Below are 13,437 nucleotides of genomic sequence, written 5' to 3' on the forward strand. Positions count from 1 at the left end.
AGTGTATCTTTGCCTTGAGACTTATTTTCTTCCGGCCATAACGAATGGCAAGGGGGGAAGAGAAGTGGACAGAAAGAGGGTCATCCTTATAGGCGATCGTTGGGAGACACAGATGCTTGCGGCGTGCGCACTTGAAGGTGCTGGATACGATGCTATCACCTTATTTGACAAGAGGAGAGCTGTTGAGGCTGTAAAAGACATCAAGCCTGATCTTGTCCTTCTTGATATGGATCTGCCCAAGCTGAGGTCAGTTCAAATAGTACGCTCTCTTCGTAGAGATGCAGCTACGCAGAATGTGCCTATAATAGGTATAGTATCCTCTGGAGAGGAACAAGCTGTGGTGGGGAGGTTTAATGGCTTAGCGGATGTCTTCCCACAGCCTTTCGACAAGAGAACTCTTCTACGTAAGGTTAGGAAAGTTCTAAGGGATGGTAGAACTGAGAGAAACGGACGCTGAGGAGCAGGATAACTCCGATAAGCGTCAACCCCACTTTACTTATGTTTCTATTATACTGTTGCTGATAGGAGCACTTGTATTCGGTGCCCTTGCAGGTGGCATGGCAGGCTTTGCCCTTTCCAGAAGGGGCTATCCCACTATGACCTCGGGGCAGCCCCTCAGTCAAATGAACCCTGCTGACGTTGTAAAATCCTCAGAACCATACATGGTCACTATCACAACTCCCACCAGCCCAGAGCAAGGTAGAGGACAAAGGACTTTGCTTGGTAATGGTGTGGTTATGAACCTCGATGGTTACATACTCACTACTAGTCAGGTCCTCCAGAGATATGACCAAGTGCAGGTAGTCTTCTATGATGGACGCTCAGCAAGAGGAGTGTTAGTAGCTGCTCCTGATCAGGACACTGGGTTGGCGGTGATAAAAGTGAGCGTACCTGTTCCAAAAGAACCTGTTTTTGCAGATCCAAACTCGATAGAGACTGGTACCCAAGTTATTGCCCTTGGAATCTCGCGGAATGGAGCGGGGGTTACTGCTGATATGGGTATCATAGGCTCGATAGGATTTCAGAATAACATAGGCGGGGCCCAGATGGCAGATAACCTTATTTGGACAGATGCCAAGGCACCAGAGGTGGCGTTGGGAGGTCCGGTAGTCAATTTAGCTGGGGAAATTATAGGTGTAACGGTGGCTGTAGATAACAGAGGATGGTCACTGGTATTGCCTGCCAATACGGCACGCAATATCGCGCAGCGGTTACTCAAGACGGGTGCAGGTCCAAGGGCAAGCCTAGGTATATATTATGTCACGGTAACCCCACAACTTGCCCAACTTAGAGGACTGGATCAGTCAGGAGCACTAATCACTGCGGTGTTGCCAGATTCACCAGCAGATAGAGCTGGCCTGAAGCCTGGCGACTTGATAATCTCACTTGATGGCAGGGTAGTCAATGAGAAGCAGACGCTTGAGTCTTTGCTGGCGGCCAAGCGTCCAGGTGAGACTGTACATTTGCAGGTCATTCGCAAGGGCACAGTCAACAGGTATACTGTTCTACTTGCTCGTAAACCCGCACCTGGAGCTACTCCTACAGTAGTAGCCACTCCCAGTCCCTGACTATCAAGAAACTCTAAGCTGAGGCACCTGAGTAGTGCCGTATGCCTTGATGCCAGAACCATCTCGAGAACAATAGAAGTGCTATAGATAGCATGATAGCACCTACTAGCAGCTGCCAAGTAATCTTGCCAGTAAGTGCCTGTGCAGGCACGGTCACAGCAAATGCCACTGGTACCAAAAAGGTGAGTGCTGCCCTTAGAGGTTGGGGATATATAGTTATTGGCCATCTTCCAGCCTGATACATGCTCTCAAAGATCACAAGCAGGTTTTCTACTCTTATAAACCAAAATGCTAGCGTTGCAAGCGAGAGAAGGAAGCTATAGACGATCACACTTCCTGAGAACAATACTATCCCAAAGCTTATAGCTTGGTATATACCTATGCTGTTACCTATTTGTACTAGGGCTATGATTATAACTGCTATGCCCAATCCTACGTCGAACAGACGCCATATCTCTAATTGCCGAGTGCTGACGTAGACCTGCGAGTCTAGGGGTTTAGTTAGAGCAAAATCCAGGGTGCCTTGTCGCACATCTTCCATGAATCTCTCTAAGCTGGGTCTTACGATAAGCCCCACAATTCCACCTATAAGGATGTAAACTCCAAGCACTGCTAGGAGCTCCTCTGGCAACCACCCGTCGAGATTATCTGTTTGCCCGAAGACGATTGCCAAACCTCCCAACCCCGTCAAAAGCCCTACTACTGATTGAAATGCTTGAACAAAGAAATTGGTTCTATACTGGAGCTCACTTATCAATCCTATACGGAAGAATGTGCCAAGCAACCTAGCATATCTCATGTCATGCTCCTACTGCTGAGTATCTACTTATTCCCAGTGTCCAGATGAATCTAAATGCTACAAGACTTACAAACAGCCATAACGCTTGTATCGCGAAACCCAACAGGACTTGCATAGGAGTTAGCCTTCCTAGAACTATCTCTGTAGGAAATGCTACTGCCCACTTAAAAGGTAGGATATTCGCTAGCATCTCCAACGGACGAGGTAAGAGCGAAAGCGGTGTCATCTGCCCAGAGAGGAATAAGAAAAGCGTGCTGTATATCTGATTGATAGCTGAGGTACGCGTGACCCAGAATCCTATTAATCCTATTGTCCATTCCATGACAAAGCGCATGAGAAACGCCGATATCAAGGAAGGAAAGAATACAACTATGTGCCATACATGAGGGTGGAACTCCGCATGGAAAGCCCATCCTATCAGAAGTGCTGACGGCAAAATTAGAGCGAATGTTATGGCCTTATATGAGATGTTCCATGCAACATCCTCGTGTATTGGATGAATGGGGCGTAGGAGCTTGGGAGAAAGTTGTCCGCTACGTATGCGTTCCCCCATCTCCCATATCACCCAAGTGAAAGTTGTCTGTTCAACTATAAGCAGCGCAATGAAGTAGGCCGCAAAGTCACCTGAACTATAACTTCCGACTTGCCCTCCTTGAGATTTTGCTACAGTTACCCATACAACAAGAGGTATTAGCACCCAGACTAATGACGAAAATGCCCATATCAGAAGGGATGCTCTGTACTGCAATTGCATAGCTACCACTATCTTCATGTAAGAGTAGTAGATATCGAATAGCCTTTTCATGCTACCTCCTGCTGGGCGAATACCTGTCCTATAACCTCCTCAATAGGAGGGTCCTCTACGGTTAGATCTAGTACTGGCATGTTGGCTAGTAGCTGTGAAGTGATTCTAGGTGTATCATCTTTAGACACCCTAAGGACCACCCTTGCACCATCTTGCTCTATAATCCGTCCGAAGTGAGAAAGGTCAAAGCTACCTTCTCTAAGCTCCACAACAATAGTCTTCTCAGGAGAGAACCTGTGTACTAGACCAAGGAGATCACCATCATACAGGATAGTACCATGATGGATAACTATGACCCTTTTACATAGAGCCTCTACATCCGCCATGTAGTGGCTAGTAAGTAATACTGTTGACTCATATCTCTGGTTGTACTCTTTGATAAATGCTCTGATTCGCGCCTGCATAGTCACATCCAAGCCTATGGTGGGTTCGTCTAAGAAGAGAACTCTGGGTCTGTGGAGCAGTGCTGCAGCGAACTCACACTTCATGCGTTCTCCAAGACTAAGGTTGCGTACAGGCTTGCGGAGTAAATGCTCTAGTTCCAGTAGTTCGGTAAGCTCGTCTAATGTACGTCTATACTGCTTATGAGGGATCTCGTATATAGCCCTATACATCTCAAACGAGTCTATTACCGGGATATCCCACCAGAGTTGTGTGCGCTGTCCCATAACAAGGGTAATCTGCTGCAGGAATTTTCTTTCTCGACGCCAGGGATGATGTCCAAGTACGAGTGCTTCTCCCGAAGTTGGATACAGTAGCCCTGAGAGCATCTTAAGGGTAGTAGTCTTTCCTGCTCCATTTGGTCCTAGGAAGCCTACTACCTCACCTGGAGGTAAGTCAAAATAGATGTTATCTACTGCTACCACCTCACGAGTTTTGCGGTTAAACAAACTTGCTACTGCTGATACAATGCCGGCTTCACGTTCAGGGACATGATAAACCTTTCTTAAGGCTCTAACTGTGACTATAGAGTCCAAGATTTATTCTCCTGATGTTGCTAATCGGTTTCTAATTGCAGGAACAATTATTGATGTTCAAGTATTATCGAAGTCAAGGATGTTTTATATTGTGATCACTAATCTCTAGGAATATTTGTCGTTGCTTGAGAGGTGCTTGCAAGCCTTATCTCTTCCTCCATCTCTACTCCTCGGCGCAGAGTGAGGTTAACAGGGCACCTAGTAGCAATATATCTAAGACGCTCTATCTGATCTTCCGTGAGATCTCCTGTTACTTCGATTTTCTTGTGTACGACGTCTTTTTCTCCTGGTGACTTGCGGATGCTTAGCTCAACTCTGATATCCTCAAGATTCCACCCTTTTCGCTCTGCGTACATTCGAAGCGTCATCGATGTACATGCTCCAAGAGCTGCTAGCAGAAGGTCGTAGGGTTCCGGAGCCGTCTCGTTACCTCCCTCGCTTATTGGAAGGTCAGACATAAAGGTGTGGCTTCCAGCCATGATCTCTTGCTGATATCCCTCACGAGAGTGGACAGTGACGGTCTTCACTATCATCCTCCAGCGCTAACTAGTAACGCATGTATTCTACTCTAGTGTTAGGATATTGAGCAAAATAATGTTAGAGCCTTGTCTCTGACTAGTGTCGCCAATCTCGACAACTGATAAGTTTGCTTAGTGTGCTATTAAGAGGCAGTTGTTGGTGCAGCGATACGCGGAGAATTGATAGCTAACTTAAGGTTCCTGGCGGTGGAGAATACTCGAGACGATAAAGCCTCGCAGCTGTGGGGCAGCCAGGGGCTACACCAGCAGGGATAGGTTACTTACAAGAAGATTCTGCCAATTCTTCTGCCTTCCAGCTTTCCCCTCTCTGGTACAACCTGACGTCAACGCAGATATAGTCTTGCTGTCAGGGAGGGAGGCTTGAATGGGAATATGGAGCTGGAATTCCTTGCAGGATCTATGTTACAAGGAGCCGACGGAGGGATTCGAACCCTCGACCTACTGTTTACGAAACAGTTGCTCTACCGCTGAGCTACGTCGGCAATACCGATTGTTATTATGGGTTATTGCTTATTGGTTAGTCAAATTTTGCTTCTATGAATATATCGTTTTCGGTTGCTTTCTTCTTCTAATGTCGCTATAGTAGTGGTTGACAACGACAAGGTGGAGAGGACGAATGAGTATCAGCAACATAACTGTTTCGCATAGCATCGGCAGGTTGCTAAGCTCTGTTCGTCTACGAGCGCGGCAGCTGTATCCTCTCCGCCAGAAGCATCCCTTCGGCTGACATAGTTTTACCACACAATTAGATCAAATGATTAGGCCGTGGCGGAGAGTAAGGGCTCTCCTAACGGCCTATTTGTTTGTCATTTTTCTGAAGGAGGAACGGCGTGGGTCTAAGTAGTGATTCTTCCCTTTCTACAGCCAATAGATCATCTTTGATAGGAGTGTTGGACCAAGAGTATGCATTAGTAGTAAGAGATGCCTATAAAACGTTCGGAGGAAAGAGTTTCTTGGACAGGTTCCGAGGGACCGATGAAGTTGAGAAACCTCAGCAGGTCGTGGCTGTGGACCATATCTCACTCAGGGTTAAGAGGAATGAAATCTATGGAATACTTGGGGCCAATGGCTCTGGTAAGAGCACCTTAATAAGGCTGATGTCTACCCTTCTAATACCAGATGGTGGGGAGATAAAGATTTTTGGCTTTGATGTTGTAAAGCATGAGAAGATGGTCAAGAGACTACTCAACAGGGTATCTGTAGAGGCTAGCTTCTTCAAGAAGTTGTCGCCAGTGGAGAACCTGATGTATGCTACCAGGTTATATGGTGTGCCTGCCTCTAGGGCCAGAAGAGAAATTCCCGAGATTCTAAGCAGACTAGGCATACCTCCCGATCGATTTTCACGTCCCCTAGAGCAGATGTCGCGTGGGATGCAGCAGAAGGTAGCGATAGCTAGAGCCTTCCTGACTACTCCCGTGTTGCTACTGCTTGATGAACCAACAACTGGTCTTGATCCTAGGTCTAAACTGGATGTGCAGCAACTGGTCAAGCAGCTTAGGGAAGAGCACGATGCCACTATACTCCTGACCACACATGATATGATGGAGGCTGATGCGCTCTGTGACAGGATAGCCATCATTGATAAGGGTAAGCTGATAGTTGAAGGGACACCGCAGGAGCTGAAGGGTATGGTGGCAACACCCGCTAATCCTGCACCTACCCTTGAGGATACTTTCATGTTTTTCACTGGTCGCAGCCTTGAAGAAGATGAACAAGAAATAGAGGATTAATACACTACTAGGAGTTTCAACAGTATGAGCACTTATAATCCACCCACGCTCCTTCGAGAGCTTCGTGCCAGCTATGCTTTTGTGGAGCGAAACCTCAACTTGGTCAAAAGATACTGGGGATGGGAGCTTGCTTTCTTTGTATATAGCCTTACTAGCTCTCTATCGGTTATTTATATAGGAAAGGCCCAAGGTACGGATGCTAGGCATCTAGTGCTTTATTTGGTCATAGGTACCCTTGTCTGGGCTTATCTGAGATCGGTGTTCGACTCAATAAGTGAAATGATAGCCTGGGAGAGATGGGAAGGTACTATTGAGTATACCTTTATGGCACCTATAAGCCGCACCACTCATATGCTGGGTACTGCATTATTCAGTGTAGTTTACGGCTTACTACGTACTGCTGTGCTCTTTGGGGCTATTGGTCTTTTTGTAGACTTGGATCTTGCAAGGGCCAACTACATTGGTGCACTAGTGGTAGGTGTAATAGGGTCCCTAAGCTTTATTGGTGTCGGTATAATGGCTTCTATCTTGCCGCTCCTCTTTACAGAGAGGGGGGCGGAGATGACCTTTATGATAAGCGGCATACTGCTGCTGGTGTCGGGAGTCTACTACCCTATATCAGTCTTACCAGGTTGGATGCAGCCTCTGGCTAAGATATCGCCAGCTACCTACGTATTAGAGGGGATGAGACGCACGCTTATGGAGGGTAGTGGAGTTGCTCAACTTGGTGATGTGTTGGTCCCCCTGGTTATAACGGGCGTGGTAAGCATCCCAATTGGTGTATGGATATTCCTGAAAGTTGAGCACTACGCTAAGCGAACGGGTAGACTGAAGAGGAGTGGATAGTAACAATCTTGGTTGGATACCATCCGAACCCTAGTATTGGTAATAGGTTCGGATGGTATCATTCTTTGTTGATACTTTTGCTCACACTCTCACTCAGTGTTTGAGTGCGTAGAAAAGCTGCATAAACAGCCTTAGAGAGTACTGTTCTAAGGGCTCCTTTCTCCATCTGGTATATAGCTTCAGCTGAAGTTCCTCCCGGGGACGTTACCATGTTGCGTAGCTCTGCTGGATGTTTTCTGGTCTCTAGCGCAAACATTACCGACCCGAGCATCGTTTGCTCCACCAGCTCTGTAGCTACTCGTCTTGAAAATCCTAGGTGTACACCCGCATCTATAAGAGCTTCCATCACCATAAATACATAGGTAGGGCCAGTACCACTCAGCGCTGTAGCCATATCTACCATCTGTTCGTCCTCGACCCAGATCTCCTTGCCGAGTGCACCAAGCAACTCTTTTACCTGCGCTTTCTGATCATGATGGACTTCATGGGTAGTGGTCCATACGGTCATTCCCTGGCCTATCTGTGCTGGAGTGTTGGGCATTGCCCTGGCTATGGCTGGATGCAGTAGCCCAGTTGCCAAGGCATGAATTGGAGCACCGGCTATTATGCTCAGTACCAGTTGGTCCGCTCTCAGGTTGCCGCGCAACTCAGGTATTATCCTCTTAAGGATCTGAGGCTTGATAGTTAGCACTACTATATCACTGGCCTGGGCTGCTTCCAGGTTCATGTGATGTACTTTGATTCCATATCTAGATTGCAGTTCCTGGCGTCTGTCAGCTCTAGGGTGGCTTGCATGGACCTGCTCCGGCTTGATCATTTGCCGGTTTAGTACACCAGCTATCATGGCCTCGGCCATGGCTCCTGCACCTATGAAAGACACGGTAGCTGAGCCTAACGAACCCATAGTTATTGCTCCTCGGTTATAGACTTGCGCGTGTTAGCCGGCCTATACCAGGGACTTTCTGCCTGATTTCCTCACACACCTCATCTGGCACGGGCTCATCTAATGTGAGTACCAACATAGTCTCGCCCCGTGGGGTGAGCCTGCCGCTCATAGCAGCGCTGATATTGATGTTGTGATTACCAAGTATAGTACCTATTGCACCTATAACACCGGGCCTATCAATGTGCGGACAGAACAAGAAGTATCCGCTAGGAATAAAGTCCACGGGGAATTTGTCCAAACGTATTACTCTCTGCTCTTCACCTATCACCGTGCCCTCTAGCACGCCCTCAGCACTCTGCAGCCTCAAACTACTGGTATAGCCTTCCGGGGCCATTCCCGTGGCTTCAGTTACTCTCAAACCTCTCTCCTGGGCCATAATCTCTGCGTTCACAAAGCTGATTCTCTCGCTGCTAATAGGCTCTAGCAGCCCTCGCAAAACAGCACTACGTATCAATCTATGGTCCTGACTCGCCAGGTCGCCGCAGTACACTATCTCTATGCCCGTATGGCTAAAGCCATGTACCTGTGTGTACAGCCTACCGAGTTTGTCTGCTAGCTCTATGTAATGACCAAGCTCTCCAGCAAGCAGTTCTGGAGGTAGGGAGGGAGCATTGACCGCCCCTCTTGCCGGCCTGCCATTAAGTACATCAATGACCTGCTCAGCCACCTCGAGTGCTACCTTGACTTGCGCTTCTTTGGTTGATGCCCCCAGGTGTGGAGTTAGTACTGTGTGCTCCAGATGTATAATAGGGCTATCTGGTGGTAGAGGCTCTTTTTCATAGACGTCCAAGGCTGCTCCTGCAATCTTGCCTTCTTTCAGGGCCTCCACGAGTGCTTCTTCATTGACCACACCCCCCCTTGCTACATTGACTAGCAAGGCTTCAGGCTTCATAATGGCAAACTCACTACTGCTGATTAGATTACGCGTGCTCGGAAGTAGCGGTACATGGACAGTTACAATGTCGGAGTTTCTCAATAATTCATCTAGAGAAACCAGCCGAGCTCCTAGGCTTTCAGCGATGCTCGCTGATACATATGGGTCATATGCTAATAGGTTCATATTGAAAGACCTTGCTCTCCGAGCCACCTCTGCGCCTACCTTGCCCAGTCCTACTATCCCTAGGGTTTTCCCGGCAAGCTCTACACCCATGAACTTGCTTCTTTGCCACTCTCCTCGCCTAATGGACGCGTCTGCCTGAGGAATATTTCTTGCCAAGGATAAAATTAGCGCTATGGCATGCTCAGCAGCAGCTACCGTGTTACCTAGAGGTGCATTGACAACGAGTATGCCTTTTTTCGTGGCAGCATCCACATCTATGTTATCTACTCCGATTCCTGCCCTAGCGATCACTTGAAGCCTATCGCCTGCCTCAATGATCCGCGATGTAACCTTAGTTTCACTTCGTACTACGAGTGCATCATATTGATGTATGGCTTGTATGAGATCGTGCTCTGATAAACCGGTCCTGACATCTACTTGGGAGTATTTTCGAAGTAACTCGACACCTTCAGGGGCTATGGGATCAGCAACTAAGACCCTAAAATCCAACTTTGCCTCCAAAACGCTATATTTACAAGCTTATTGTAATAGTTGTTAGGTTACTATATAAAGGCTAGTCATCATTGGGTGTCTAATGGAGCCACTATTTATTTTTGTTATCACTGGTATAATCTCGTAGAGATATGTCCAACCAGCAGGCAAGAATCTTAGTAATCGAGGATGAACATCAAATAGCTGACCTTCTGCGCAGAGGGCTAACATTTAAGGGCTACCTGGTCGATACTGCAGCTTCAGGCGAAGAAGGGCTGGATAAGGCCAGGGATAATCCCCCCGATCTCGTTATCTTGGACTTGATGCTTCCTGAAATGAGTGGGGAAGAGGTATGCAGGCGCCTGCGGGAAGGGCTAGATCCTGACTTGCCTATTATCATCCTTACTGCGAAGGACGCGACTGAGGACAAGATAGCGGGCCTTGATGCTGGTGCTGATGATTACATAACTAAGCCGTTCAATTTTGAGGAACTTCTAGCGCGGATCAGAGCTTCATTGAGAAGGAGGCAGCCCCAGGAGAAGAGTATTATTAGAGTTGGCGATCTGACTCTCAACCTAGCTTCTAGAGAGGCTATGAGGGGTGAGCGCAAGCTTGACCTTACTACACGTGAGTTTGACTTGTTGGAGTTCTTGGCTCGCAACGAGGGGCATGTCGTAAGTAAAGAGGCCATATTCGAACGTGTATGGGGTTACTCCTTTGACATAGACTCTGACGCCGTAAAAGTCTACATAAGCTACCTACGTTCCAAGCTAACGGCTGGCGGCGAGCCCGATATGATACACACCATACGGGGTATAGGATATATGCTAAGGGCTCCCCAGCCTGTTAAGTGAGCCAGTCTGGCTTGTTGCCAGCCCCCATGTTCTCTAGCTCATCCTTGGTAAATCTGAGTAGTACCTGCTGCTCACGAACTTCCTTTATAGCTGTCATAGGAATGTACAGGCTCTTTGAGAGTAGTCCACCACTCTTTACTTGCATATAACCCCCTCCAGCGGTTTGTAGGGGTTCATTTGCTAGCTTCTCATCGAAGTCGGTGGTAGGTTGTAGACTAGGTTCTATAAGGGATTCTCTAGGGGCCATTCCGGCTCTTATGAAATCGCCCGTTGGGGGACCACTTGCGGGAGTAGGGGGATTGATACCTCTGCCTTCTGGTTGTTCCTCTGATCCTTCAATGATTTTCTCTTTTTCTTCCCATACTTTGGTTATCTCCCCTAATTTGTTTCCAGTAGCATCTATGACATCCATACCTTCGCTTACTATATGGTTCATGCGCCTCTTCTCCTAAAGATCTTTGTAAAAATAGGATTAGCAATAACGGTGCCGAAAAACTAATACTTATATGTTTCGTTATCATTATTAGAGGTAACTAAATAGTTTCGACTACTAGGAGAAGTTTTCTGTATAAGATGAGGGTTATAAAGTTAGCATCTTTAGTAATAGTACTATTGCTCATTGCTACCGTGGTGTTTGGCATATTTGCCTACAATCGAGCGAATGCTTTCAGTATGGCAATTAGCCGCAAAAGCGCCTTGGAGTCAGATATTAACCAACTAGCTCGTAAAGAGGGGCACTTTAATCTATTAGTTATGGGTTATGGCGGTGGTAATCATGATGGAGCTTACTTGACGGATTCCTTGATGATATATAGCGTGCCCTTAAATGGAGGTCCTGCATCTCGTCTTAGCATTCCTAGAGACCTCTGGATAGAATCACCTTACGGCTCTGGCTACTATCGTAAAATAAATGCCGCCTATGCTTATGCGTTTGCCCAGACTCGTAATCACCGCAAAGCGGCTGCGGCTGCCGCAGAGGATATATCTCATGCACTAGGCATTCCCATTCAGGGCTGGATGACGGTCGACTTTAACGGCTTTAGAGACCTAGTAGATGCACTCGGGGGGGTCGATGTAAATGTCCCTAGGTCTTTTACCGCAAAGTATCCAGCTAATGATGATCCGAGAATAAACTATAAATGGATTACTATAAGGTTCAAAAAGGGTGTGCAACATATGGATGGCGAAGAAGCTATACGTTATGCCAGAGCTAGGTATACGAATGACCCTCGAGAGTCTAGTGACTTTGCGCGGGCTGCTAGACAGCAGTTAGTGGTATCTGCGATCAAGCGTAAGCTACTCTCGCCATCTGGCATTATAAGAGGGTTCAAGCTTGCTGATGCTGTGCAGGATGATATAAAGACCAATCTATCGGTCAGGGATCTTGCAAGCATATTTGGTAGAAAAATAGATGATAAGAGATCAGTGGTTTTAGGGCTCGATAATGCCCTCGATCAGGGTATGAGCAGCGATGGACAGTACATCCTGTATCCCAGAAATAACAACTGGAATTATCTGCATAGGTTCGTAAGGAACTCTCTTTACGGCTCTCAGAGTGCTGCCGAGAGGTAATACCCTTGAAACGCATATATAGTAGTTTGGTATACTAACACGCTGGAGGGGTCGCATAGTGGACTAGTGCACCCGCCTCGAAAGCGGGCAGGGCGATGAGCCCTCGTGGGTTCGAATCCCACCCCCTCCGCTCAGGGATTCCTGAGCGTGTATACGCGGAGAGGTCGCATAGTTGGTCTAGTGCGCGCGACTGGAAATCGCGTAGGCGGTAAATCCCGCCTCGTGGGTTCGAATCCCACCCTCTCCGCCTTTATTTTTTAAGCGACCCTCAAAAGTTAATAAGCTCTTCGTTATGGCTACTATTAGAGAATTGCTTCTGAAAGCAAAGGCCAGGCTGAAAGCCGCCGAGGTAGAAAATCCTTCTTTGGATTCAGAACTCCTTCTTGCTAGTGTTTTAGGGATTGATAGAACCAGTTTGTTAGCTAACCTGAATCAAGAGGTAAGCCTACCGGATCAAGAGAAGTTTCTTGGTCTAGTCGAGCGTAGGTCCCGTCACGAACCTATTGCCTACATCCTAGGTTACAAGGAGTTCTATGGAAGGCTTTTTTGTGTCTCTAGGTCAGTACTTATCCCAAGACCGGAAACAGAGATGCTTGTTGATCTGGCAAAAAAGCTTGCTCCAAAGGGAGCTGTGGTAGCTGATGTGGGTACTGGATCGGGGGCTATCGCTATATCTATTGCTATAGAACGTCCAGATGTGAAGGTTGTTGCTACTGATATTTCACACGATGCGCTGGATGTTGCTCGAAGGAACGTCCAGAAACATGGAGTGCAGGATAGAGTATTTCTCCTACAAGGTAATCTTCTGGACCCGGTGCATGAGATGGTAGACATGGTAGTTGCTAACCTCCCATATATACCTGAATCTGAGGCTGATTCACTTCAACCCGATGTGATTTTATGGGAGCCGCGAACTGCTCTCTTCGGCGGAGAGGATGGTTTGGAGTATATAAGAGAGCTCTTGGATCAACTACCAAAACATTGCTCATATGGCGCTTACTGCTTACTAGAAGTGGATCCAAGGTTAGTTGACAAGCTAAAGCACGAAATAAAACTCAGGTTTCCTGGCGCCAGTATTGTCGTCCTTCAAGACTTGGCAGGACTTCCCAGAATGGTCTCGGTCAGTAATTTTACATCTTCTTGACGACAATTTCCTATTCTTTCACACCTACTTAACACCTGTGTAGGCATCTTAATAGTGGATGCTTAAGAAATCTCGAAGGAGAATCAAGTGCTCAGCTGCAGCTCCAGAAGGGATCATAAGTTTACA

At 47.2% G+C, this 13,437-nt stretch carries 14 protein-coding genes and 3 tRNA genes; 9 read left to right on the top strand and 8 right to left on the bottom strand.

Annotated features, from left to right (window positions below; translation table 11 throughout):
* The first annotated feature begins 64 nt into the window (after positions 1-64).
* Positions 65-457 carry a response regulator gene (locus tag N2245_RS05015; protein ID WP_494535636.1) on the top strand — a complete coding sequence of 131 codons (393 nt, stop codon included), beginning with the start codon at positions 65-67 and terminating at the stop codon, positions 455-457.
* Entirely contained in the window at positions 429-1,568 is a 1,140-nt protein-coding gene (locus N2245_RS05020) for a S1C family serine protease (protein ID WP_494535637.1), read from the top strand. Before N2245_RS05015 ends, N2245_RS05020 begins: the two co-directional genes overlap by 29 nt.
* 13 nt (positions 1,569-1,581) lie before the next feature.
* Here the strand turns inward: N2245_RS05020 and N2245_RS05025 are convergent, their stop codons facing one another.
* The 5 genes from N2245_RS05025 to N2245_RS05045 all read right to left on the bottom strand — a co-directional run bounded on the left by N2245_RS05025 (position 1,582) and on the right by N2245_RS05045 (position 5,170).
* The gene (locus tag N2245_RS05025) at positions 1,582-2,367 is read right to left on the bottom strand and encodes an ABC transporter permease (protein ID WP_494535638.1); all 786 of its coding nucleotides are present in this window, start codon (positions 2,365-2,367) and stop codon (positions 1,582-1,584) included.
* Position 2,368: 1 nt separating this feature from the next.
* A complete protein-coding gene (locus N2245_RS05030; RefSeq protein WP_494535639.1) occupies positions 2,369-3,172 on the bottom strand; it encodes an ABC transporter permease in 804 nt (267 codons plus the stop codon).
* Positions 3,169-4,149 carry an ABC transporter ATP-binding protein gene (locus N2245_RS05035; RefSeq protein ID WP_494535640.1) on the bottom strand — a complete coding sequence of 327 codons (981 nt, stop codon included), beginning with the start codon at positions 4,147-4,149 and terminating at the stop codon, positions 3,169-3,171. The genes N2245_RS05030 and N2245_RS05035 overlap by 4 nt, the downstream gene beginning before the upstream one ends.
* 98 nt (positions 4,150-4,247) lie before the next feature.
* Positions 4,248-4,676, bottom strand: a complete 429-nt coding sequence (locus N2245_RS05040) for an OsmC family protein (RefSeq protein ID WP_494535641.1) — start codon at positions 4,674-4,676, stop codon at positions 4,248-4,250.
* A gap of 422 nt (positions 4,677-5,098) precedes the next feature.
* Positions 5,099-5,170 (bottom strand) — tRNA-Thr (locus tag N2245_RS05045).
* A gap of 348 nt (positions 5,171-5,518) precedes the next feature.
* Between N2245_RS05045 and N2245_RS05050 the strand changes: the two genes are divergently transcribed.
* Together N2245_RS05050 and N2245_RS05055 are read left to right on the top strand one after the other, a co-directional pair.
* Positions 5,519-6,418 carry an ABC transporter ATP-binding protein gene (locus N2245_RS05050; protein WP_494535642.1) on the top strand — a complete coding sequence of 300 codons (900 nt, stop codon included), beginning with the start codon at positions 5,519-5,521 and terminating at the stop codon, positions 6,416-6,418.
* A gap of 24 nt (positions 6,419-6,442) precedes the next feature.
* Positions 6,443-7,264, top strand: coding sequence for an ABC transporter permease (locus N2245_RS05055; RefSeq protein ID WP_494535643.1), 822 nt, complete (start codon positions 6,443-6,445; stop codon positions 7,262-7,264).
* A 58-nt stretch (positions 7,265-7,322) separates the two neighbouring features.
* Here the strand turns inward: N2245_RS05055 and proC are convergent, their stop codons facing one another.
* Both proC and serA read right to left on the bottom strand, forming a co-directional pair.
* Positions 7,323-8,168 (bottom strand): pyrroline-5-carboxylate reductase, encoded by an 846-nt coding sequence (gene proC, locus N2245_RS05060; protein WP_494535644.1) that lies wholly within the window; start codon positions 8,166-8,168, stop codon positions 7,323-7,325.
* A gap of 16 nt (positions 8,169-8,184) precedes the next feature.
* On the bottom strand, positions 8,185-9,759 hold the full coding sequence (gene serA / locus N2245_RS05065; protein WP_494535645.1) for a phosphoglycerate dehydrogenase: 1,575 nt from the start codon (positions 9,757-9,759) through the stop codon (positions 8,185-8,187).
* Between the two features lie 134 nt (positions 9,760-9,893).
* On the opposite strand from serA, the gene N2245_RS05070 reads away from it, so the two are divergent.
* The gene (locus N2245_RS05070; protein ID WP_012875376.1) at positions 9,894-10,595 is read left to right on the top strand and encodes a response regulator transcription factor; all 702 of its coding nucleotides are present in this window, start codon (positions 9,894-9,896) and stop codon (positions 10,593-10,595) included.
* On the opposite strand, the gene N2245_RS05075 is transcribed toward N2245_RS05070, so the two are convergent.
* Entirely contained in the window at positions 10,588-11,031 is a 444-nt protein-coding gene (locus N2245_RS05075) for a hypothetical protein (protein WP_494535646.1), read from the bottom strand. The two genes, N2245_RS05070 and N2245_RS05075, sit on opposite strands and share 8 nt — an antisense overlap.
* Positions 11,032-11,168: 137 nt before the next feature.
* On the opposite strand from N2245_RS05075, the gene N2245_RS05080 reads away from it, so the two are divergent.
* The 4 genes from N2245_RS05080 (at position 11,169) to prmC (ending at position 13,311) form a co-directional block, all read left to right on the top strand.
* On the top strand, positions 11,169-12,167 hold the full coding sequence (locus N2245_RS05080) for an LCP family protein (RefSeq protein WP_494535647.1): 999 nt from the start codon (positions 11,169-11,171) through the stop codon (positions 12,165-12,167).
* A gap of 44 nt (positions 12,168-12,211) precedes the next feature.
* Positions 12,212-12,297, top strand: a tRNA-Ser gene (locus tag N2245_RS05085).
* A gap of 27 nt (positions 12,298-12,324) precedes the next feature.
* A tRNA-Ser gene (locus tag N2245_RS05090) sits at positions 12,325-12,414 on the top strand.
* Positions 12,415-12,459: 45 nt separating this feature from the next.
* On the top strand, positions 12,460-13,311 hold the full coding sequence (prmC, locus tag N2245_RS05095; RefSeq protein WP_494535648.1) for a peptide chain release factor N(5)-glutamine methyltransferase: 852 nt from the start codon (positions 12,460-12,462) through the stop codon (positions 13,309-13,311).
* Positions 13,312-13,437: the final 126 nt, after the last annotated feature.

Source organism: Thermobaculum sp. T2p, from assembly GCF_059335935.1.